Origin of the sequence: Pseudarthrobacter naphthalenicus (assembly GCF_029076445.1) — a bacterium.
GTDB classification, from domain to species: Bacteria; Actinomycetota; Actinomycetes; order Actinomycetales; family Micrococcaceae; genus Arthrobacter; species Arthrobacter naphthalenicus.
Window position 1 is genome coordinate 31,622 of sequence record NZ_JARESG010000007.1, and the last position, 21,715, is coordinate 53,336.

General features: G+C 68.1%; 17 protein-coding genes. 9 read left to right on the forward strand and 8 right to left on the reverse strand.

From position 1 onward, the window contains the following. Positions 1–86: 86 nt before the first annotated feature. Genes PY310_RS08730 through PY310_RS08745 form a run of 4 tightly spaced genes read right to left on the reverse strand, consistent with a single transcriptional unit; the run spans position 87 to position 3,602 of the window. Positions 87–488: a universal stress protein gene (locus PY310_RS08730; RefSeq protein ID WP_275214000.1), complete on the reverse strand. Its 402-nt coding sequence runs from the start codon at positions 486–488 to the stop codon at positions 87–89. After that, positions 485–2,083, reverse strand: coding sequence for a tripartite tricarboxylate transporter permease (locus PY310_RS08735; RefSeq protein WP_275214001.1), 1,599 nt, complete (start codon positions 2,081–2,083; stop codon positions 485–487). Before PY310_RS08735 ends, PY310_RS08730 begins: the two co-directional genes overlap by 4 nt. Further along, complete coding sequence (locus tag PY310_RS08740) at positions 2,083–2,595, reverse strand: tripartite tricarboxylate transporter TctB family protein (RefSeq protein ID WP_275214002.1); 513 nt, start codon at positions 2,593–2,595, stop codon at positions 2,083–2,085. The genes PY310_RS08735 and PY310_RS08740 overlap by 1 nt, the downstream gene beginning before the upstream one ends. Beyond that, positions 2,592–3,602 carry a Bug family tripartite tricarboxylate transporter substrate binding protein gene (locus PY310_RS08745; protein ID WP_275214003.1) on the reverse strand — a complete coding sequence of 337 codons (1,011 nt, stop codon included), beginning with the start codon at positions 3,600–3,602 and terminating at the stop codon, positions 2,592–2,594. Before PY310_RS08745 ends, PY310_RS08740 begins: the two co-directional genes overlap by 4 nt. Before the next feature lie 281 nt (positions 3,603–3,883). On the opposite strand from PY310_RS08745, the gene PY310_RS08750 reads away from it, so the two are divergent. Together PY310_RS08750 and PY310_RS08755 are read left to right on the forward strand one after the other, a co-directional pair. Then, positions 3,884–5,458 carry a sensor histidine kinase gene (locus tag PY310_RS08750; RefSeq protein WP_275214137.1) on the forward strand — a complete coding sequence of 525 codons (1,575 nt, stop codon included), beginning with the start codon at positions 3,884–3,886 and terminating at the stop codon, positions 5,456–5,458. Further along, positions 5,455–6,132, forward strand: a complete 678-nt coding sequence (locus tag PY310_RS08755) for a response regulator (RefSeq protein WP_275214004.1) — start codon at positions 5,455–5,457, stop codon at positions 6,130–6,132. Before PY310_RS08750 ends, PY310_RS08755 begins: the two co-directional genes overlap by 4 nt. 20 nt (positions 6,133–6,152) lie before the next feature. Here PY310_RS08755 and hutG read toward each other — a convergent pair whose 3' ends face one another. Beyond that, positions 6,153–7,142, reverse strand: coding sequence for a formimidoylglutamase (gene hutG / locus PY310_RS08760; protein ID WP_275214005.1), 990 nt, complete (start codon positions 7,140–7,142; stop codon positions 6,153–6,155). Positions 7,143–7,296: 154 nt separating this feature from the next. Then, on the reverse strand, positions 7,297–8,739 hold the full coding sequence (locus tag PY310_RS08765) for an NCS2 family permease (RefSeq protein ID WP_275214006.1): 1,443 nt from the start codon (positions 8,737–8,739) through the stop codon (positions 7,297–7,299). 172 nt (positions 8,740–8,911) lie between these two features. Between PY310_RS08765 and PY310_RS08770 the strand changes: the two genes are divergently transcribed. Together PY310_RS08770 and PY310_RS08775 are read left to right on the forward strand one after the other, a co-directional pair. Beyond that, positions 8,912–11,326 carry an excinuclease ABC subunit UvrA gene (locus tag PY310_RS08770; RefSeq protein WP_275214007.1) on the forward strand — a complete coding sequence of 805 codons (2,415 nt, stop codon included), beginning with the start codon at positions 8,912–8,914 and terminating at the stop codon, positions 11,324–11,326. A 38-nt stretch (positions 11,327–11,364) separates the two neighbouring features. Then, complete coding sequence (locus PY310_RS08775; RefSeq protein WP_275214008.1) at positions 11,365–12,009, forward strand: copper resistance CopC family protein; 645 nt, start codon at positions 11,365–11,367, stop codon at positions 12,007–12,009. On the opposite strand, the gene PY310_RS08780 is transcribed toward PY310_RS08775, so the two are convergent. Beyond that, positions 12,006–12,653 (reverse strand): NAD(P)/FAD-dependent oxidoreductase, encoded by a 648-nt coding sequence (locus PY310_RS08780; RefSeq protein WP_275214138.1) that lies wholly within the window; start codon positions 12,651–12,653, stop codon positions 12,006–12,008. The two genes, PY310_RS08775 and PY310_RS08780, sit on opposite strands and share 4 nt — an antisense overlap. Before the next feature lie 431 nt (positions 12,654–13,084). Here PY310_RS08780 and PY310_RS08785 point away from each other — a divergent pair, with 431 nt between their 5' ends. The 5 genes from PY310_RS08785 (at position 13,085) to PY310_RS08805 (ending at position 20,160) form a co-directional block, all read left to right on the forward strand. Beyond that, the gene (locus tag PY310_RS08785; RefSeq protein WP_275214009.1) at positions 13,085–14,122 is read left to right on the forward strand and encodes a universal stress protein; all 1,038 of its coding nucleotides are present in this window, start codon (positions 13,085–13,087) and stop codon (positions 14,120–14,122) included. 77 nt (positions 14,123–14,199) lie between these two features. Further along, positions 14,200–16,917, forward strand: coding sequence for a PEP/pyruvate-binding domain-containing protein (locus PY310_RS08790; RefSeq protein ID WP_275214139.1), 2,718 nt, complete (start codon positions 14,200–14,202; stop codon positions 16,915–16,917). A 99-nt stretch (positions 16,918–17,016) separates the two neighbouring features. Then, a complete protein-coding gene (locus PY310_RS08795) occupies positions 17,017–18,189 on the forward strand; it encodes a LolA-like protein (protein ID WP_275214010.1) in 1,173 nt (390 codons plus the stop codon). Further along, positions 18,186–19,259, forward strand: a complete 1,074-nt coding sequence (locus PY310_RS08800; RefSeq protein WP_275214011.1) for an ABC transporter ATP-binding protein — start codon at positions 18,186–18,188, stop codon at positions 19,257–19,259. Before PY310_RS08795 ends, PY310_RS08800 begins: the two co-directional genes overlap by 4 nt. Next, positions 19,249–20,160 carry an ABC transporter permease gene (locus tag PY310_RS08805; protein WP_414004254.1) on the forward strand — a complete coding sequence of 304 codons (912 nt, stop codon included), beginning with the start codon at positions 19,249–19,251 and terminating at the stop codon, positions 20,158–20,160. Before PY310_RS08800 ends, PY310_RS08805 begins: the two co-directional genes overlap by 11 nt. Before the next feature lie 36 nt (positions 20,161–20,196). On the opposite strand, the gene PY310_RS08810 is transcribed toward PY310_RS08805, so the two are convergent. After that, a complete protein-coding gene (locus PY310_RS08810; RefSeq protein ID WP_275214012.1) occupies positions 20,197–21,663 on the reverse strand; it encodes a C40 family peptidase in 1,467 nt (488 codons plus the stop codon). Positions 21,664–21,715: the final 52 nt, after the last annotated feature.

Genomic DNA, 21,715 nt, shown 5'->3' on the forward strand with positions numbered 1-21,715 from the left:
AGCTTGTTCGCCGCACCCCGCCCCAAAGGCCGGGATTCGCGAACAAGCTTCGGCCGGACGGCCAGCCGGAGTCGCTGACCCGAGTCCTAGCCGGCGGCCTTCGCCTTCACCGCCAGGACGGGGCAATCGGCCTCAAGCAGGATCCGCTGTGAGGTGCTTCCCATGATCAGCTTGCCCACCGGGGTGCGCCGGCGCAGGCCGATCACGATCAGGTCCGCGTTGTGCTCCTCCGCGGCATCAAGCACCTCCGTTGCGGCGTCGTGACCGCGGACGGGCTGCTTGATGACATGGTCGATTCCGTGCGCCGCCAGGCGTTCCTCGATGCCCTGCATTTGGTTTTCCTGCGCATACCGGTTATCCACCAGGGCCTCGCCTTTGGAGGAGTTGATGACCAGCAGGGTGGCGTTCAACTTCCTGGCCTCTTCGATGGCCTGGGTCAGCGCCGCTTCGCCTTCAGGGGTAGGGACATATCCCACCACGATTGTCATGATTGCTCCTTGCTCTCTGTGTGGTCTCTGGTGCCGAAGTGGGAGAGGTGCCCGGCCTCGGGTTGTCCGGCGGTGTCCGGGGTTGCCGGCGGCACCGCAGGCAGGACTGCCGGGCGGTTCCGCCGGATCAGCTTGAACAGCAGCGGCCACAGCAGGATGATCGCCACAATGACGTAGATCCCGACGGCGATCGGCTCACCGAAGAGCCCGGCGGGGTCGCCGGCGCTGAGCTGCAAGGTCTGCCGCAGCTGCTTTTCGAGCCGCGGGCCCAGGATGACGCCCAGGATGAGCGGCAGAACCGGGAGCCCGTAGCGCCGCATCATGAACCCCAGGGCGCCGAGTGCCAGCAGCAGCACCAGGTCAAACGCCTGCAGGTTCACCGAGTAGGCGCCCAGGGTGGCGAAGAACAAAATGCCGGCGTACAGGTAGGGCCGGGGGATCTGCAGCAGCTTCGCCCACAGAGGCGCCAGCGGCAGGTTGATGATCAGCAGCAGCAGGTTTCCGATGAAGAGGCTCGCGATCAGCGCCCACACCAGCGGGCCCTGGCTTTCGAACAGCTGCGGGCCCGGCTGGATGCCGTACTGCGTGAAGGCCGCCAGCATCACCGCGGCCGTGGCGTTGGTGGGCAGGCCCAGCGCCAGCATGGGCGTCAGGGTGCCGGCCGCTGCGGCGTTGTTGGCTGCCTCGGGTCCGGCCACACCTTCGATGGCGCCCTTCCCGAATTCCTCGGGGTGCTTGCTGAGGCGCTTTTCCGTGACGTAGGAGAGGAACGTGGGGATCTCGGCACCGCCGGCCGGGAGGGCACCGAACGGGAAGCCGAAAGCAGTGCCGCGGAGCCACGGCTTCCAGGACCGCTTCCAGTCCTCCTTGCCCATCCAGGGCTGACCCACCGGAATGATGTGCATCGGTGTCCGGCGCAGGTGGGCGGCAACCCACAGGGCTTCGCCCACCGCAAAGATGGCCACTGCCACCACCACGATGTCCAGCCCGTCCACCAGGAGTGGCACCCCGAATGTCAGCCGGGCCTGGCCGGTGACCGAGTCGAGGCCCACCAGCCCGATGGCCAGCCCCAGCCCCAGAGACGCGAAGCCGCGAAGCCGGGAGGAGCCCAGGACGGCGGTGACCGCCAGCAGGGCGAGGATCATGATGGCGAAGTAGCTCGGCGCGCCCAGGCTGATGGCGAACTTCACCACGATGGGAGCGCAGACCGCCAGGAGCGTGGTGCCGATGGTGCCCGCAACGAACGAGCCGATGGCCGCCGTCGCCAATGCCTGCGCGGCCCGGCCGGCTTTGGCCATCTTGTTGCCTTCGATGGCGGTGACCACCGAGGATGATTCGCCCGGCGTATTAAGCAGGATGGAGGTGGTGGAGCCGCCGTACATGCCGCCGTAATAGATGCCGGCGAACATGATGAAGGCGCTGGTGGGTTCCAGGGCGTAGGTGACCGGAAGCAGCAGCGCCACGGTCATGGCCGGGCCGAGGCCCGGCAGGACGCCGACGGCGGTACCCAGGACCACGCCGATGACGGCGTAGAGGAAATTCATGGGGGTCAGGGCGGTGGCAAAGCCGTCCATCAGGGAGGAGAAGACATCCATCAGAGAATCCCTTCCAGGAGACCGGCGGGCAGGGCAATGCCAAGGCCGAGGTAGAAGCCGTAAAAGGTCAGGAGGGACATGGCCACGGAGATGAGGCCGTCACGGATGTAGTTCCGGCCGCCCAGGGCCCAGACGCTGCCCCAGAACAGGACGGTTCCGGAGATGACCCAGCCGGCCCAGTCGATCAGCAGGATGTTGGCGATAAACGCACCGGCGAGGGGCAGTACCGTCTTCCAGTCGGCCGGGTGGGACAGGTCCACGTCCTCGCCGCCTTCAACTTCGCCTTTGCCGCCGCGGAGGACGTTGATGGCCAGCAGGACGGCGCAGACCAGCAGCAGGCCGCCCACGATGAACGGCAGGGTCTTCGGTCCTACGGGATCAGACCGGGAATAGGGGGTGACAATACGGGCCGCGTCCGCGATGACCACGGCCCCGGCCGCTCCGAGCAGGAGGGCAACCCCCAGCTCGGAGCGGCCTTTGAGCTTTGCAGCCAGGGTGCTGGCGGAACTCACGCCAAGCCCAGCTTCGTGAGAACGTCGGCCACCCGCTTGTCCTGCTCTTTCAGGAAGGTTTCGAACTTGTCGCCGGTGATGAAGGCATCGGTCCAGCTGTGCGTCTTCAGGGCTTCCTGCCACGCGGCGCTGCTGTGCATTTTCTCGACGGCGGCGATCAGCTTGGCCTTGTCGGCGTCGCTGATGCCCGGAGGGGCAACCAGTCCGCGCCAGTTGCTGAACACCAGGTCAATGTTGGATTCCTTCAGCGTGGGGGCGTCAACACCGGCGAGGCGCTTCTCACCGCTGGTTGCCAGGACACGGACCTCGCCGGACTCAATCTGCTTGAGGTACTCGCCCGCACCGGATGCGGCGAAGCCCACCTTGTTGCCCAGGATGGCCGGCAGCAGGTCACCGCCGCCGTCGTAGGACACGAAGTTCACCTTGGTGGGATCGATCCCGACCGCTCCGGCGAGCTGCATGGGCAGCAGGTGGTCGGGGCCGCCGGGGGAGGAGCCGCCGCCCACGCTGATGGAAGCGGGATCGGCCTTCCAGGCGGTCACCAGGTCATCGATGGTCTTGAACGGCGAGTTCTTGTTAACCATGATGGCGCCCGGCTCTTCGATGAGCTTGGCCAGGGGAGTGGTGGCCGTCAGCTTGGACTCGGACTTGTTGGTGTAGCTGGCGCCCACCACACCCAGGCCCATGAGCATGGCGAGATCGCCGTTGCCCTTTTCGTTGACCACGCGGGCCAGGCCCACGGTGCCGCCGGCACCGGCAAGGTTGAAGACCTCGGTGTTCGTGGCGATCTTCTCGTCGTCGAGGACCTTCGCGGCAACGCGGGCGGTGGTGTCGTAGCCGCCGCCCGGGGTGTTGGGAACCATGATCTGGAGCCCGGTCACCGGGCCGGCAGCGGTGCCGGAACTCGCGGGGCCGGTGGCGGTCTTTCCGGTGGCACCGCAGCCGGTGGCCATCAGGGCGATGCCGGCGGCGACGGCGGCGATTCGCAATGCGCGGATCTGGCGCATGGTATTCCTCTTCTCGATAAAACTGTTCAGCAGGACTGACTGGTGTTCCGATGCTAGGCGGGGTGGTGACCGGCATCACTCTTGTGTTCGCAGAGAACGTTAAGTTCATTGCGTTCACGTTTCAGCGTTCCCACCTGGACTGTACTGGTGCCCCGGGGAAGTTGGCCGAAGCGGGCCTCCGGGCGGGGTGGGGATATAGTTCCGGTAGCCGCGCCCGCGCATCGACCAGCCGGAGCGCCTACCCGCCACACGAAAGACCTACCGTGACTCGACGAAGAGGAATGTCCCTCGCAGGGCAGTACCTGCTGCTCCAGTTGCTGATCGTCCTGGCCGTCCTGGTGGCCGTGGTTGCGATCTCGCTGGCCCAGTCCGCGGCCACGTTCGAGCGCATCGAGGGACGGCGGGCGCAGTCCGCCGCCGAGGCCCTGGGCAACAACCCTGCCGTCCGCGCGCTGCTCCCCTCGGCAGAGCCGCGCGGCAGTGCCAGCCTGGCGGCGGTGGCGGAGTCGGTCCGCACCGTGTCAGGGTCCTCGCAGGTTGCCATCGCCCAGATCGACCGCACCGTGGTGGCCTCCTCCGATCCGAACCTGTTGTCCCAGCCGCTGGAACTCGGTGCCAGCAGGGTCATGGAGGGCCGGGCCTGGACCGGCCCCGTGGGCGGGGCGGGCGCGCAGTCCCTGTCCGCCCACGTGCCGGTCCTGGACGATAACGGCAAAATGATCGGCATCGCCTCCATCAGCCGGAACTACCCTTCAACGCTGGAACGGCTGGGGGATACCGTGCCGAACCTCCTCACCTATCTGGGCGTGGCAAGCGTGCTGGGAATTGCCGGCTCCCTGCTGCTGGCCCGCCGGGTGAAGCGGCAGACGCTCGGCATGGAACCCAGCGAAATCACCGGCCTGGTGGAGAACCGGGAGGCCATGCTGCATGGCCTGAAGGAAGGCGTGGTGGCCCTGGACCCGCATGAGCGGATCACCGTGGTCAACGACAGTGCCCGCGCGCTGCTGGGGCTCCCCGCCGACTGCGTGGGTCAAAGGCTGCACAGCCTTTCCGTGGAGCCTGCCCTGAAGGACGTCCTGACCCGCGAACAGCCCGGGCCGGACCGGCTGGTGCTGGTGGGCGACCGGCTGGTGGTGCTGAACCGTGTCCCCATCCGGTCCCGGGGCCGGGACATCGGCTCCGTCACCACGCTGCGTGACCGCACGGAACTCTCCGCCCTCGAACGTGAACTGGGCACCACCCGGACCGCCACGGACACCCTCCGCGCCCAGGCGCACGAGTTCGCCAACCAGCTGCATGTGATCTCCGGCCTCATCCAGATCGGCGAATACGAGTCCGTGGTCCAGTTCGTCAACGGAGTCACCGTGGACAGGACCCGGCTGAATGACGAGGTCACCAGCCGCATCCAGGACCCTGCGCTCGCCGCCCTGCTGATTGCCAAGTCCAGCCTCGCCACCGAACGCGGCGTCGCCCTGCAGCTGGACCCCGAATCGGGGCTGGGGAGCGTTGACGATGAGTTGTCCCGCGACCTGACCACCGTCGTCGGAAACCTTGTGGACAACGCGTTCGACGCCGTTGCCGGGCTTCCCGAACCGGCGGTCCGGGTGCTGGTGGAGGACGCTCCCGACGGCGTGACGGTCACGGTGCGCGATACCGGCCCGGGTGTCGCGGGGGACACGGCGGAGATCTTCCGGCAGGGGTTTACCACCAAGGAACCGGGCCCTGCAGGCAGCCGGGGCTTTGGCCTGGCGCTGTCCCGTGTGCTGTGCCGGCGCAGCGGCGGCGACCTCGCGGTTGCCAACAACAAAGGAGCGGTCTTTACGGCCGTCCTGAAGAGAAGGAAATCCGAGCTGTGATCAAAGTCCTGATTGTTGATGACGACTTTATGGTGGCGAAAGTCCACGCGGGCTTCATCCAGCGCACGCCCGGATTCACCGTGGTGGGAGCGGCCCACACCGGCGCCCGGGCGGTGACCGAAACCGCGCGGCTGCAGCCGGACCTGGTCCTGCTCGACATCCACCTCCCGGACGCCAACGGCCTTGACCTGATGCACCGGCTCCGCGAAGTGGCCCCGGAACTGGATGTCCTGGTGATCAGCGCGGCCCGTGAGGTGGACACGGTGCGCAAAGCCCTCCGCGGCGGGATAGTGCACTACCTGATCAAGCCCTTCTCGCAGTCGGATCTGCAGGAACGGCTGGAACATTACCGCAGCGCCTACCAGGGCCTGGACGCCTCCAAGGACGTGGCGGAGCAGGCGGACGTCAACCGGGTGTTCGGCTTGGACGGTGCCGCGGGCAAGGACGGGCGGCCGCTGCCGAAGGGTTGCAGCATCGAAACGCTGAAGCTGGTGGAGGCAGCCCTGAAAGAGGCCGACGGCGACCTGTCCGCCAACGAGGTGGCAGTGCAGTTGGGCACGTCCCGGGTCAGCGCCCGCCGCTACCTTGAATACCTGAACGATGAAGGGGCCCTGGAGGTCCGGCTCAAGTACGGCGTGGGCCGGCCCGAGCGGCGCTACCTGCTGAAGGCCTAAACGAGCCGGCCGCGCAGCTACTAACGAAGCAGCGTGTTCACCAGCCTGGCAGCGACTTTGGCGGTCCGGCCGTCGATGTCGAACGCGGGGTTCAGTTCCGCCACGTCCACATGCAGGAGCTTGCCGCTTGCGGCCACCTGGCGGCACACGGCGCTGATCACGGGCAGCGGCACGCCAAAGGCGGCGGGCGCGCTCACCCCGGGGGCCACGGATGCCGGAAGGACGTCCAGGTCGATTGTCAGGTACAGCACGTCAACGCCGGCCAGGAACTGCGCAACGAAGTCCTGCACATCTCCGGGTGCGCAGTCCTCGTCGGCCAGGTACCGCACGCCCAGCCGCCCGGCCGTGTCAAAGAGCGCCTTGGTGTTGTTGGCCTCGGAGATCCCGAGGACGGCGTACCGGAATTCGCGCCCTGCGGCGGCTTCGGCCCGGGCCATCTGCAGGAACGGTGTTCCCGAGCTGGGCAGCGGTTCCTCGCGAAGATCAAAGTGCGCGTCGAGGTTCAGGATGCCCAGCCGCCGGCCGCCCCGGACTTCCGCGGAACCGGCCACCCCCAAATAGCTGGCAAAGGCCGTTTCGTGGCCGCCGCCGAGCATCACGGTGAGGCAGCCGGCGTCGAGCATGGCCGCAACAGCCTGCCCGGCGCGGGCCTGGCCGGCTTCCAGCGCGCCGTCCGCCACCACCACGTCGCCGGCGTCGGCCACTGCGCGGTCGAGGTGGAACGCCAGCGGACCAAGGGCGGCCCGGATGGCTGCGGGGGCTGCGGCGGCGCCGGTCCGGCCCTTGTTGCGGCGGACGCCTTCATCGCTTGCGAACCCGAGGAGCACGGCGGGGACGGCACCGGCATTGAGGGGCGCCGCACCGCCCGGCAGGTCGGAGGAGGACTCAGAGGGGGCTACCGCATAGGGGGACACCGCCTGCCACCAGCGGCGGTGCTCGGCGCCCTCACCGTCGAACCGTCCCGTCCAGGGCTGCGGCGGGACGTCAACGGTGAGCGCGGGAGAAACCATGCCCCAAGCTCACCGCAGCCCGGCCTCGAAAGCCAGCACCGCCGTCGTGATCCTGTCCGGAATCCCGGACCCCCCTTTAACGCGAGAGGGCACTTCGCGGCAGTGTTTGCGCAAAACACTACCGCGAAGTGCCCTCTCGGCGGCAGAGTGGGCCCTACTTCAGGCCCAGCGCGGCCTCGATGGGTCCCACGGCGAAGAACAGCAGGAAGGCGGCAGCCACGGCCCACATGAGGGGGTGGATTTCCCTGACCCGGCCCTGGACGGTACGGATGATGACAAACGCAATGAAGCCGGCACCCAGGCCGTTGGCGATCGAGTAGGTGAACGGCATGAGGGTGAAGGTCAGGAAGGCCGGGATGGCGATGCCCCAGTCCTGCCAGTCGATCTTGCCCACCTGGGAGACCATCATGAACCCCACCACTACCAGGGCCGGCGCCACGGCCTCGAAGGGGACCAGGTTGATCAGCGGGGTCACGAACATGGCGACCAGGAACAGCAGGCCGGTGACAATGGAGGCCACGCCCGTGCGGGCGCCCTCGCCGATGCCGGCACCGGCTTCAACGTAGATCTGGTTGGAGGAGACGGACGCGCCGCCGCCGATGATGGCGCCCAGTGCGTCCACCTGAAGCACCCGGTCAACGTCCGGGATGTTGCCGTTCTTGTCGATGGTTCCGGCCTCGGTGGCCAGGCCCACCATGGTGCCCATGGCGTCGAAGAAGATGCTGAGCAGGATCACGAAGGCCAGCAGTGTTGCGGCCACAACGCCGAGGTGCTCGAACGCGCCGAACGGGTTTGCTTTGCCGATCAGGGACAGATCGGGGGCCGCCCAGCCGGAGAAGGATGGCGCCACCAGGGACCAGCCCTGCGGGTTGTGGGTCTTGCCGTCGAAGCTGGGGCCGATGTGGAGCGTCAGTTCCAGGATGACCGAAAGCACCGTGGAGGTGATGATGCCGATCAGGATGGCGCCCTTGACCTTGCGGACCACCAGGGCGATGGTGAGGATCAGGCCAAAGACGAAGACGGCCGTGGGCCAGCCCAGCAGTTTGCCGTCGAAGCCCAGGCCCACCGGGACCGTGGTGCCGGCGACGTCCGGGATGCGGCGCACAAAGCCGGCGTTGACCAGCCCGATCAGGGCAATGAACAGGCCGATGCCCACCACAATGGCGGTCTTCAGTCCGTCGGGAACGGCCTTGAATACGGCTGTCCGGAAGCCTGTGAGGACCAGGATCAGCATGGTGATGCCGGAGAGGACCACCAGGCCCATCATGTCCGGCCAGGTCAGGCCCGGGTTGGTGGCCACGGTCACGGCCACGAACGCGTTGACGCCCAGGCCGGTGGCCAGGGCGAAGGGGTGCCTGCCCCAGGCGCCCATCAGGATGGTCAGGATGCCGGCTACGAGCGCCGTGACAGCGGCCACCGCGGTGAAACCCAGGGTGGTGCCGCTGGAATCGGGACCGGAGAGGATCAGCGGGTTCAGCACCACGATGTAGCTCATGGCGAAGAACGTGGCAAAGCCGCCGCGAATCTCGCGCGAGAGGTTGGACCCTCGCGCGGAAATCATAAAGTACCGGTCCAGGGCAGAGCCTTGCTTAAGCATTAGTCCTCCGGGGAAAGTGTTTTGGGTACTTGAATCCTAAGGGGCGGCGGGCCTGCACCCAGGACAACGTTGGCCCCGTCACAGCCTGACTCTACGCGCACTCATGTGCCGGCAGGCCGAGCCTAGAATGACTGTCAGGAACTTCACAACGCGTGCGGACGATGGAGACACGATGAGCACTGCCACCACCACAGACGAGCAACTCCCAGCGGTGCATGCGGCTGACAGCCACGACCTGATCAGCGTGCAGGGGGCCCGCGAGAACAACCTCAAGGACATCAGCGTCGATATCCCCAAGCGGCGGCTCACGGTGTTCACCGGGGTTTCGGGTTCGGGCAAGAGTTCGCTGGTGTTCGCCACCATTGCCGCGGAGTCGCAGCGGATGATCAATGAAACGTACAGCGCCTTTGTGCAGGGGTTCATGCCGAACCTCGCCCGGCCCGACGTGGACCGTCTTGAGGGCCTGACCACGGCGATCATCGTTGACCAGGAACGCATGGGCGCGAACCCCCGCTCCACGGTGGGTACCGCCACGGACGCCAACGCCATGCTCCGGATCCTCTTCAGCCGGCTCGGTGACCCGCAGGTGGGCCCGCCCACGGCCTTTTCCTTCAACGTTCCCACGCGCAAGGCCAGCGGTGTGATGAGCACCGAAAAAGCCGGTGGCCGGGTGGACAAGAGCGTGATCCAGAACGCGGTCTACCTGGGCGGCATGTGCCCGCGCTGCGAAGGCATGGGCTCGGTCTCCGACTTCGACCTCACCGCACTGTTTGACGAGACCAAATCCCTCGCCGAGGGCGCCCTGACAGTGCCCGGCTACAGCATGGACGGCTGGTACGGCCGCATCTTCAGCGGCGCCGGCTTCAGCATGGACAAACCCATCGCCAAGTACACCAAAAAGGAAATGCACGACCTCCTGTACAAGGAGCCCACCAAGATCAAGGTGGAGGGCATCAACCTCACCTACGAAGGCCTGATCCCGAAGATTCAAAAGTCCATCCTCTCCAAGGATGTGGACGCCATGCAGCCGCACATCCGGGCTTTTGTGGAACGCGCCATCACTTTCCAGGCCTGCCCCGAGTGCGAGGGCACGCGGCTCAGCGCGGAGGCCAGGTCCTCGAAGATCCGGGGCAAAAACATCGCGGACCTGTGCCGGATGCAGATCACGGACCTTGCCGGCTGGGTCCGGGAGCTGAACGAGCCGTCCGTCGCGCCGCTCCTCAAAGGCCTGCAGCACCTGCTGGACTCGTTCGCCGAGATCGGCCTGGGCTACCTTTCCCTGGACCGGCCGGCCGGCACGCTGTCCGGCGGCGAAGCGCAGCGCACCAAGATGATCCGGCACCTTGGGTCCTCGCTCACGGACGTCACCTATGTCTTCGACGAGCCCACCATCGGCCTCCACCCGCATGACATCGAGCGGATGAACCAGCTCCTGCTGCAGCTGCGTGACAAGGGCAACACCGTGCTGGTCGTTGAGCACAAGCCCGAAACCATCGCCATCGCCGACCACGTCGTTGACCTCGGTCCGGGCGCCGGCACCGAGGGCGGCAGTGTCTGCTTCGAGGGAAGTGTGGAGGACCTGCGGGCCAGTGACACCATCACCGGCCGCCACCTCGATGACCGGGCCGCGGTCAAGCCGGCAACGCGTAAACCCACCGGCGCTATGGAGGTCCGGGGCGCCTCCATGCACAACCTCAAGGATGTGGACGTGGACGTTCCGCTCGGCGTGTTGTGCGTGGTCACCGGTGTGGCCGGGTCGGGCAAGAGCTCCCTGATTCACGGCTCCGTGGCCGGCCGCGACGGTGTGGTGGTGATCGACCAGGGCGCCATCAAGGGTTCGCGCCGCAGCAACCCGGCAACCTACACCGGCCTGCTCGAGCCCATCCGGAAGGCGTTCGCCAAGGCCAACGGCGTCAAGCCGGCGCTGTTCAGCTCCAACTCCGAAGGCGCCTGCCCCACCTGTAACGGCGCAGGGGTCATCTTCACCGAGCTGGGCGTCATGGCCACGGTCGAATCCACGTGCGAGGACTGCGAGGGCCGCCGCTTCCAGGCCTCGGTCCTGGAGTACAGGCTCGGCGGCCGCAACATCGCCGAGGTCCTGTCCATGTCCATGGCCGAGGCGGAGGTCTTCTTCAGTGAAGGGGAGGCCCGGACCCCGGCGGCCCACAAGATCCTGGACCGGCTTGTGGATGTGGGACTCGGGTACCTGACGCTTGGCCAGCCGCTCACCACGCTCTCCGGCGGCGAGCGGCAACGCGTCAAGCTGGCCACGCAGATGGCGGAGAAGGGCGACGTCTACGTCCTCGATGAGCCCACCACAGGCCTCCACCTGGCGGACGTCGCCAACCTGCTGGGCCTCCTGGACCGCCTGGTGGATTCCGGCAAGTCGGTGATTGTCATTGAGCACCACCAGGCCGTCATGGCGCACGCTGACTGGATCATCGACCTGGGTCCCGGTGCGGGGCACGACGGCGGCAAGGTGGTTTTCGAGGGCACTCCCGCCGAGTTGGTGGCAGCGAAGTCCACGCTCACGGGCAAGCACCTCGCCCTCTACGTCAGTGGCCGGCGGGAAGCCCGCGCGGGCTAGGCTGGAAGGAAGCCATCTTCCAAGGGAGCAGTCCACCCATGCGTTCCATTCGCCGCCAGTTGCTGAGCATCCTGCTCGGGACTTTCGTTTTCGTTGCCGCGCTGCTGGGGTTCTCCGGCCCGGCGCTGGCGCACGACGCCGCCGAGTCCAGTAGTCCCGCGCAGGGTGCCACCCTGGCGGCGCCGCCTGAGAAGGTCTCGGTCACGTTCAGCAAGAACCCGCTCGGCATTGGCGCGCAGTTTTCGGTGAAGGACTCCTCCGGTGCCGAGTGGGCTGACGGGGCGGTCGAGATTGTGGACAACGTGGCGTCGCAGACGCTGAAGGCGGGCGCCCCGGCGGGGGCTTACACCGTGGCCTGGCGTGTGGTCAGCTCGGATTCGCACCCCATCGAGGGCACGTTTGGCTTTACGGCGACGGGCGCCGCTGCGGGGGCGCCGGCGTCGGGCGTTTCAACGCCAGGTGCGAGTGCGACGGCGGCGGCGGGGGTCCCGGGCATGGGCACCGCCCAGCCGGGAATAACCGTGGCGCCCGAACCGGCCGTTGACGCATCGGAACCGTTTCCCTGGAGCCTGGTCATCTTCGCTGCCGTAGCCCTGGGGCTGCTGGTGACGATCGGCGTCCTGGCCAAGCGGCGGCTGGCCGTCGGTGGCGAGGACGAGGACACCGGGGCGTCAAAGTCCTAGACGGCTAAACTTCCCGCGACAAGGTCCGGGCCGCCCTCCGGGTGAACCTTGGATGAGATGGCCTGGCCAACGGTTTTTGCCTGCCGCAGCACTTCCTTCGGCGAGGGCGTAATGAGGTCGCCCACGCCTACCAGGTAGATGCCGATGGTCCGCATGGCGGCCACCAGGTTGCGGCCCACCGTGATTCCGAAGTCGCTCAGCATGCGCCGCAGTTGGCTGTGCGCGCAGCGGGTCAGCACAATGTGGTCGGCCAACAGGATGCCATTGGGGGTGTGGACCTCCCACTGGCCGGCGCGCGGCTGCACCGATGACGCGTCTGCTGTACCCGGGCTCCGGGCGACCCCGCCCACCATGGTGAGTTGGACGGCCCGTGTGGTGTTGCGGACGTCCATCTGATGGCTGGCGGCATAGTTGCGCAGATGCCGGAGGATTTCGTTGCGTTCCCGGAGGGAATCGGAGTCGGCGGCGTCGCAGCGCTGGAGCGAGGTGGTGTTGGCCGGTTGCCCGGCGCCGAGGATGTCCAGCCCGTCCACCACGATGGCGTCCACACCGCGCCGCCGCAGTTCAGCCCCGACGGCGAGCCCCGAAAGCCCAGTGCCGATGATCACCGTGGTGGTGCGCTCGGTCCCGCCGGTCACAGGCATGGTTGACACTACAGTTCTCCTCCTTGAAGGCGTTCGCTTTGATACAGGCATCGTTGCCCGTATGCGTTTCCGTACCCCCAAAGTCCGGCCCGCAACAGCGGCCCGCGATGCACTCCTGCAGAGGACATCAACGGACCGTCAGTGCCTCGAAGGATACAGAATATTGGTGTCCGGGGATAGCCCATTTGGAAACATTCGTCTTAACGATGGATACGGTTGCCGAACTGATTGCCAAGGGCCGGGGAGAAGCGGCCGTGCGGCCGCGGCGCCCTTGCTAAGCAGTCACGGACCGAGAATAGTGATAAATGGAAGCAGTGCGTTCCTGACCAGCCGCAATGTCCTGGCACCGGTGCCGGCGGAGCGCTCGGCTTCTGGCAGAATGGCCGGAACACCAGCCGGAATATGAGGCAGTACCGCGAGGAGGCGGCCCGATGGGCGCACATGAGATGCAACCGGACCCGGAGCGGAACAATGCGGCCAGCTCCGCCGCTCCCGAGGGAATCGTTGTTGGTGTAGACGGGTCCGACCATGGCCAGTGCGCACTGGTGTGGGCGGCACGGGAAGCCGAACGCCGCCGTCGGCCCCTGCACATTGTCACCGCGTATTCGGTGCCGATCTTCGCCGCGTCCGGACTGGACGGCGGCTATGCCACCGTGGATGATTCGGTGATCCGCGAAGGCGCGGAAGCGATCATCCAGCAGGCCATGGACAAAGTTGCCGGCTACAACATCGACGTCGATGCCTCCGTGGAGAACGGCGACGCCTCCGGGGTGCTGCTGGAAATGTCGGAAACGGCGGAACTCCTGGTGTTCGGCACCCGGGGTCGCGGCGGATTTGTGGGCCGCCTGCTGGGCTCCGTGAGCAGCGCACTTCCTGCCCACGCCAAGTGCCCCACGGTCACCGTGCCGCTCGTGTGTTCGGACCGGCTGGGTGAAACCACCGACGACAAGCGCATCCGGGCCGAGCAGGCCAAGGAGGGGCACAAGCGGGTTGAGAACGTCGTTGTTGTGGGCGTGGACGGGTCAGAGCAAGCCCGCGTGGCTGTGCTGGAGGCCGCGGACCAGGCGGAACGGCTCGGTGCCACCCTGCGCGTTATCTGTGCCGTGCCGCAGTTCAGCGGGTCGCTGGCGTGGGTCCCGGCGCCGGTGGACCGGCAGGCACTCTTTGCCGACATCCGTGAACAGCTCGAAGCCGGGAAAGCCTGGCTGAAGAGCCACTACCCCAACCTGCAGGTGGAATCGGAAGTGAAGGACGGCTCGGCCGTTGATGTCCTGGTGGACGCCAGCCGGCATGCGGAACTTGTGGTGGTGGGCACGCGCGGCCGGGGCGGTTTCACCGGCATGCTGCTGGGTTCCACCTCGGGCGGCGTCCTGGCCCACACCAAGGGGCCGGTCATGGTGGTACCTGACAGGGACGATCCGCGGCTGGCGGACAGGGCGAAGTTCGGCCCCGTCCTCGGCGCAGCCTGACCCCCGGCCCCGAAAAAGGACGCAGGACAGTGACGGGCGGGCCTCCCATCCTCGGGCTGGGGGCTGTCACGGCTGACATGCTGGCCGTCGTCGGAGGGAAAGCCGCCAACCTTGGCGAGCTGCTGGCCGCCGGGCTGCCGGTGCCGGATGGATTCTGCCTGACGACGGCGGCCTACCGCCAAGCCACGGACGGCCATGCAGACGGAGGTACCGGCCTGCTGGGCGCGGTCCATGAGGCCCTCAAAACCACCACGGACACCGACCTTCCCGCCCTGGCAGCACTGGCGGGCCGGGCACGCGACGCCATCCGGGCCGCTCCGGTCCCGCCGGACATAGCCGCCGCCATCGAGTCCGCCTACCAGGCGCTCGGGGATGACGTGCCGGTGGCGGTGCGGTCCTCGGCCACAGCCGAGGACCTGCCGTCGGCGAGCTTCGCCGGGCAGCAGGACACCTACCTCAACGTGGTGGGCGCAGCGGCCGTGGTGGAGGCGGTACGCGACTGCTGGGCTTCGCTGTGGACTGACCGGGCGGTCAGCTACCGGGCCACCCGGGATATCGACCCCGCGGCCGTGGCCCTCGCCGTCGTGGTCCAGCGCATGGTGGATGCGACCGCCGCCGGCGTGCTGTTTACGGCGAACCCGCTCACGAACCGCCGGCAGCAGGCGGTCATTGACGCCAGCCCCGGCCTCGGGGAAGCGGTGGTCTCCGGAGCGGTGAACCCGGACCATTTTGTGGTGGATCCGGTCAGCGGCCGGGTCCTCGAACGTCGCCTTGGGGACAAACGCATCGCCGTCCGGCCCCTGACCGGCGGCGGCACCCACACGGTGGCAGTCAGCAACGGCGGCGCCACGGCCTGCCTCACGGACCGGCAGGCGGCCGAGCTGGCCGCCCTTGGACTTCGCGTTGAGCAGCACTTCGGCGCGCCCCAGGACATCGAATGGGCCATCGACGGCGGCGGGCGGCTGTGGCTGACGCAGGCACGGCCCATCACCACGCTGTTCCCGGTGCCCCAGCGGCCGGCAGTCCAGGCTGCGGGCACTCCCGCCGCGGCGGCCGGGACGCGGGTCTACCTTTGCCTGAGCCTGGCGCAGGGCCTGACCCGTCCGCTTACGCCAATGGGCCTGGCAGCATTCCGGCTGATCGCCTCCTCCGCGGCCCGCGCTGCGCACTTCGACGTGCCCCAGCCCTACAACGGCCCCTCACCCTACGCCGAGGCGGGCCAGCGCATGTACTTCGACCTCACTGCGGTGGCCCGCAGCACCATTGGCCGGCGGATAGTCCCCAGGGTTTTTGACGTGATGGAAGCGCGCTCGGCCACAGTGCTGCGAACCATCTTCGAGGACCCGCGTTTTTCCGTGACCCGCCGGACTCCCCTCAGCCTGCTGCGCCACCTGGGTCCCATTGCCGTGCGCGCCCGGGTGCCGGAGGCACTGCTGCGGGCGGCCCTGCGCCCGGAGACGGCGCTCCGCCGGACCAACCGGCTGGCGAGCGAATTCCGCAACTCCCTTCAGCCCCCGGCCGGCGCCACTGCGCTGCAGCGGCTCGATCACGCTGAACACATCCTCGGCGTCCGGCTCTTCTCGGTGGTGCCATCCATCCTTCCCCTCCCGGCCCTTGGCTTCGCCTCGCTGGGACTGGTGGGGAAGCTGCTGGGCGGCGGCAGGTGGGATGACCTGCAGGTGGTCCTTCGCGGCCTCCCCAATAATGTGACCACCGAGATGGACCTGGAACTGTGGCGTCTCGCGCAGGTCATCAGAAACGACCGCGAATCGCGCACCGCGATGACCGGCCGCACGCCCGCCGCGCTCACCGCGGACTTCAGGGCAGGCCAACTGCCCAGTGTCCTGCAGGCCGGACTGGCCCGGTTCATGGATCAGTACGGGCACCGGGCGGTGGCCGAGATCGACGTCGGAATGCCGCGCTGGTCCGACGATCCCACCCACATCATCGGCGTGCTGGCCAACTATCTGCGCCTCGATGACTGCGCGGTCCCGCCTGACGTCCAGTTCAGCAACGCCGCCGAGGCGGCCGAGGCCCAGATTGACCGGCTTGTTGCGGAAGCGCGCGGCCGCGGTAAGCTGCGGGGTGCCGTGGTAAAGGCAGCGTTGCGGCGTGCCCGGTTGTTTACCGGCCTTCGGGAACTGCCCAAGTTCCAGCTGGTGGTGGCACTCGCCGAAGTCCGCAAGCAGCTGACCCTGGCGGGAACGGCCCTCACGGCTGCCGGCGCCCTGGACGCGCCGGACGACGTCTTCTTCCTGAACCTCCCCGAGGCCAGGGCCGGGCTCCGCAGGGTGGCGGAAGGCGGGCCCGGCGGGCAGCCGGGAACAGGCCGGACTGACCTGCGCGGCCTGGTGGCCGAACGGCGGGCGGCGTATGCCTTGGAGGTGGCCCGGCGGCACGTGCCCCGTGTGCTGCTTTCCGATGGCACGGAACCGGAGTCGGTGCAGCCGGCCGGCAGCACAGGCCGGCCCGATCAGGCCGGCATCCTGAGCGGCAGCCCGGCGTCCGCCGGAACCGTCACGGCCGCAGCCCGCGTCATCCTGGACCCGGTGGGTGCCCATCTTGAACCCGGTGAGATCCTGGTGGCGCCATCCACGGACCCCGGCTGGACCCCGCTGTTCCTCACGGCCGGCGGCCTGGTGATGGAGATGGGCGGGCCCAACTCACACGGCGCCGTGGTGGCACGCGAGTACGGCATCCCTGCCGTGGTGGGCGTCCCGGACGCCACCCTGCGGCTAACCACCGGCCAGCAGATCACGGTGGACGGCAGCGCCGGAACCGTGGTGACTCTGTAACCTCCGGCGCCGTTCGCTGTGTGTCCCTCCGGGGGGTGTGCGCAGGCGTCCCCAGGCGTAACCTGAACATATGGGCTCCAACGAAGAAGCGGGCCCGGCATGAACCGCGCATGGAAGCGCTGGGTGTCGGCCGCAGCTGTACCCGCATTGATCGCCGCCGGTGTGCTGGCGGGATCCATTCCCGCACGGGCCGGTGACCCGTTGCCGCAGAAGTCTCCCGCCGAGGTCCTCACCCTGTTGGGCCAGCACAGCAGCAGGACTTTCTCCGGCACTCTGGAGCAGGTTTCCCACCTTGGCCTGCCCGAACTGCCGGCGGGCACGCCCAGTTCAGGGCCGGTTTCAGCCGGCGGTCCGGCATCGATCATCGAGCTCCTGACCGGCGAACACACTGCCCGCATCTTTATGGACGGACCGGCCAAAATGCGCGTCCAGGTGATGGACCGGTTGGCGGAACGCGACGTCATCCGGCGCGACCACGACGTCTGGTTCTATAACTCCAAGGACAACTCCGCCGCCCACGTAACGCTTCCGGATGTCGCCGGCGATTTGCCCCTGCCCGGCAAGGACGGCTCCAGTGCGGACCCGTCAACGAAGGCCATCCCCACCCCGGAAGACCTGGCCACGAAGTTCCTGGCCAAGGTTGACAGTTCCACCGCGGTCACCGTTGGCCCGGAGGCCCGGGTGGCTGGCCGGTCCGCTTACAGCCTGGAGCTGGCGCCGCGCACCGAGGGCACCCTGCTGGCGAAGGTAGTCATCGCCGTCGACGGCCAGACCGGTATGCCGCTCAAGGTCACAGTGTCCGCGCGCGGCCAGTCGGAACCCGCCTTCGAAGCCGGCTACACCAGCCTTTCCCTCGCCGCCCCTGAAGACGCCACGTTCAACTTCGCCGCCCCGCCGGGAGCCACGGTCAAAGAACTGCAGACGCCTCCCATGCCGTCCAAGTCAGCCCTCCCGGCAAAACCGGGCATGGCCACCCCCGAGCACACGCCCGGGGCTAGTCCCGACGCACGGCATCACGACGGACCCCGGCCCGCAGTGACCGGCACAGGTTGGGAGACCGTGGTGGGGTTCCCGGCGCCATCCGACAGCCAAAAAGCACAGGCCACCGAATCGCTCCTGAAGGATCCGCTCCTGTCCCAGGCCGCCGTCGTCGTACCCGGCGGACGGCTGCTGTCCTCGTCGCTGGTCAACGTGCTGCTGACCAACGACGGCAGGATCTTTGTAGGGATGGTTCCGGCGGACCGGCTGCAGGCCGCCGCCGGCGCGGCATGAGCCCGGCCGGCGGCAGTGCCGCCGGGCTGACCATCGAAACGCAGGGCCTCACCAAACGGTTCGGCCACCAGTTGGCCGTGGACAATGTGGACCTGGCCGTGCCGCAGGGTGCCGTCTTCGGCTTCCTCGGCCCCAACGGATCCGGCAAAACCACCACCATCCGCATGCTGCTGGGCCTCGCCGCGGCGTCGGCCGGTACCGTCAGCGTCCTGGGGATGCCGATGCCCCGGCAGCTGCAGGAGGTGCTGCCGCGCGTCGGGGCTCTGGTGGAGGGGCCGGCGTTTTATCCCTTTCTGTCCGGCACGGCCAACCTGCACCGGTTCGACGCCGCGAGCCGGCACGGAACGCCGGGCACCAGGAACGCGCGCGTGGCTGCGGCACTTGACCGGGTGGGGCTCTCGCACGCCGCCGGCAAACGGGTGCACGCCTATTCGCTGGGCATGAAGCAGCGCCTGGGGATCGCCAACGCCCTGCTGTCCCCGCGCGAGTTGCTGGTCCTGGACGAGCCCACCAACGGCCTGGACCCGCAGGGCACCCGCGAGGTGCGCAGCCTGGTCCGCTCCCTCGCCGCCGACGGCGCCACCGTCTTTGTCTCCAGTCATCTGCTGGCCGAGGTGGAACAGATCTGCACGCACGCGGCGATCATGAGCGCCGGCCGGTTGGTGGCCCAGGGCCCGCTTGAGGAGCTCCGCCGGGGCGGCGAAATGCGGATCCGTCTTTTAACGCCCGACGCCGGCACCGCCTGTGAGGTCCTGCTGCGGCTGGGCATGGCTCCCGAACGCGCGGGCGTAGCGGGAATCAACGCTGCGGGACTCCATGCCGCGGGGAGCCCCGGGATGGACGGCGAGGTGGTCACCGCCGGGGCGGCGGCTGTGGCCCGGCCGGCGGGTGCGGCGGAAATTGCCGGTAACGCACAACGGGTGCAGGAGCCGGTGTTGCCCCATCCCGAGGACATTGTGGCGGCGCTTGTGGCGGCAGGGGTGCGGGTCCGCGGCTTTGCCGTGGAGCGGGAAAGCCTTGAGGAACGTTTCGTTGCCTTGACGGGGGAGGGATTCGACGTTGCCCAGTGAAGTTTCCAGTGCTGACACCGCTGCCGGCGTGGGCAGCGTTGCACCTGCCGCGGGCACGCCGGTGGCAGGGACCGTCCCGGCGGCTGGCTCCAGCCTGTCCCTGTTGACGTCCGAACTTGCCACCCTCTTCCGCCGTCGCCGGACCTGGGCCATGTTGGCGGCGCTGGCCGCAATACCGGTGCTGATCGCCGTCGCGGTGCGGCTTTCGTCAGCTGTTCCGCCGGGGCGGGGGCCCGCCTTCCTGGACCGGATCACGCAGAACGGATTGTTCGTGGCCGTCACCGCGATGCTTGTCGCGGTTCCGCTGTTCCTTCCCCTCACCATTGGGGTGGTGGCGGGCGATACCATCGCCGGGGAGGCAAGCCTGGGCACCCTGCGTTACCTGTTGGTAGCGCCGGCCGGACGGGTCCGGCTACTCCTGGTGAAATACACGGGTGCGCTGGCTTTCTGCCTGGCTGCCCCGCTCACGGTGGCGGTGGCCGGGGCGGCGATCGGAGCGGCCCTGTTCCCCGTCGGGCCGGTGACCCTTCTGTCCGGCGACGTGGTCCAGCCGCCGGAGGCAGGGCTACGGATTGTCCTGATCGCCGCGTATCTGGCGGTGTCTTTGGCCGGGTTGTCAGCCATCGGATTGTTCCTGTCCACCATGACGGTGGTTCCCGTCGGGGCGATGGCGGCCACCGTGGTGGTATCCGTGGCATCCCAGATCGCGGACCAGCTGCCACAGCTGGAATGGCTGCATCCGTGGCTGTTCACGCACTACTGGTTTGGGTTCGCGGATGTCCTGCGCCAGCCGGTGGTGTGGGACTCTTTCGCCAGCAATGCCGTACTCCAGGCCGGATACGTGGCTGTGTTCGGAGCCCTCGCCTATGCCCGGTTCGTCACCAAGGACATTCTGTCCTGAGGCCGGCCACGGCGCCCGTCAGTACACGGCCCCCGGTCAGTAGCGGGCGGCGTAGGGGTAGAGCTGCATTCCGGCCATCCGGCTCAACTGGGTGACTCCGATGCCTTCATCCGGGTTGAGTGCCTGCACCACCTGGCCATTGCCGAGGTAGATGGCGACGTGATAAAAACCCGGGGCCGAGCCCCATACCAACAGGTCGCCGCGACGGGCCTCGGAAAGCGGCACATGCACGGGAGCTGCGGCGAATTGTTGGGCAGCGGTGCGGGGCAGGTACATGCCGGCCGCGGCGAACGCGGTTTGGACCAGGCCGGAGCAGTCAAAACCCGTCGGTCCGGTCCCGCCGTACTGGTAGAAGTAGGGCGATCCCGTCTTTGACATCGCCACCGAGATAGCGGTCTCCACCGATCCGCCTGGTGCCGGCGCGGGGGCCGGTGCAGGTTCAGGTGCAGGGGCTGGCGCAGGAGCAGGAGCAGGGGCGGGTGCCGGCGCGGGGGCAGGAGCTGGCGCGGGCGCCGGGGCTGGGACGGGTTCTGGCGCCGGTGCTGGGGCTGGCGCCGGAGCGGGAGCCGGGACGGGAGCAGGTTCTGGCGCCGGCTGGATACCCGGTGCCGCCGGCGCCTGGGGGGCTATCGCCCGCGGTGCACCCGGTGCACCAGGCGCAGCCGGCGCGACCGCCGTTTGGCCCGGTGTCCCCTGTGCCGCAGCCGCAGTGATGGCCGCCAGCCTGGCCTCCTCGCGTTGCCGGTCAAGTTCGTCCACCCGGGCGGACTCCAGGGCGACAGTGGTGTTTCTCAGCTCGGCGAGCTGGTCCACCAGAACGGTCCGCTGGGATCTTGCCTCGGCTACTGCCCGTACTTGGGCGGCGTTAGCACCTTCGGCCTCGGCCTTGCGGGCTTCGGCTGTTTTGGCGGCGTCGTCGGCGGCCTGCTTGGCGTCCGACGCGGAGGCGGTAAGCGACTGCGCCGCAGCGGCGGCAGTTTCCGCGGATTCGAAGGCCCGGCTACGGCTGGCCGTAATGGCCTGCAGCGTTGCGGCCTGCTGGAGCCCTTCGCCGTTGCCGCTGACGAATGTCGTGAGCGTCGGGTTCAGGCCCCCGTTGCGGTAGAGGTCGCCAGCCAGTTGGCCCACCTGTTTGCGGGTTTTGTCCTGTGCCTGCACGGCCACCTCGGCCCGTGCGGCGGCGACTTCCGCCGCGCTTCGCCGCGCCTGCAGCTCCACCAACGCCTCGCTGTAGGAGTTATTTGCCTGCAGCGTCAGTGCGAAGGTGACGTGCTGGGTGCTGGCGGCCTCCGCCAGAAGCCGTTCGATCGCGGTGACCTGGTCCGCCGTCGCGCTTTCATTGGACTTCGCCGCCGCGATGTCCTCGGCCGAGGGCACCTCCGGTGAGGCCGGCCGCTGGATGGCAGGCAGCGAAGATGCCTGGGCGGGAAGCGCGAGTGTCCCGGAAAGCACAACGGTGGTACACAGTACGACGGCCCTCAGGCCGGATCCGGACAAAACCATTCGCAGAACCTCGCAGGATACTCAGGCTGGGGGAGCGAGGTCTGGTGGCGGC

Coding starts and splice junctions, on each gene's coding strand:
- PY310_RS08730 (WP_275214000.1), bottom strand. CDS start 488: ATGACAATCGTGGTGGGATATGTCCCTACCCCTGAAGGCGAAGCGGCG.
- PY310_RS08735 (WP_275214001.1), bottom strand. CDS start 2,083: ATGGATGTCTTCTCCTCCCTGATGGACGGCTTTGCCACCGCCCTGACC.
- PY310_RS08745 (WP_275214003.1), bottom strand. CDS start 3,602: ATGCGCCAGATCCGCGCATTGCGAATCGCCGCCGTCGCCGCCGGCATC.
- PY310_RS08750 (WP_275214137.1), top strand. CDS start 3,884: ATGTCCCTCGCAGGGCAGTACCTGCTGCTCCAGTTGCTGATCGTCCTG.
- hutG (WP_275214005.1), bottom strand. CDS start 7,142: ATGGTTTCTCCCGCGCTCACCGTTGACGTCCCGCCGCAGCCCTGGACG.
- PY310_RS08765 (WP_275214006.1), bottom strand. CDS start 8,739: ATGCTTAAGCAAGGCTCTGCCCTGGACCGGTACTTTATGATTTCCGCG.
- PY310_RS08770 (WP_275214007.1), top strand. CDS start 8,912: ATGAGCACTGCCACCACCACAGACGAGCAACTCCCAGCGGTGCATGCG.
- PY310_RS08775 (WP_275214008.1), top strand. CDS start 11,365: ATGCGTTCCATTCGCCGCCAGTTGCTGAGCATCCTGCTCGGGACTTTC.
- PY310_RS08780 (WP_275214138.1), bottom strand. CDS start 12,653: ATGCCTGTGACCGGCGGGACCGAGCGCACCACCACGGTGATCATCGGC.
- PY310_RS08785 (WP_275214009.1), top strand. CDS start 13,085: ATGGGCGCACATGAGATGCAACCGGACCCGGAGCGGAACAATGCGGCC.
- PY310_RS08790 (WP_275214139.1), top strand. CDS start 14,200: ATGCTGGCCGTCGTCGGAGGGAAAGCCGCCAACCTTGGCGAGCTGCTG.
- PY310_RS08795 (WP_275214010.1), top strand. CDS start 17,017: ATGAACCGCGCATGGAAGCGCTGGGTGTCGGCCGCAGCTGTACCCGCA.
- PY310_RS08800 (WP_275214011.1), top strand. CDS start 18,186: ATGAGCCCGGCCGGCGGCAGTGCCGCCGGGCTGACCATCGAAACGCAG.
- PY310_RS08810 (WP_275214012.1), bottom strand. CDS start 21,663: ATGGTTTTGTCCGGATCCGGCCTGAGGGCCGTCGTACTGTGTACCACC.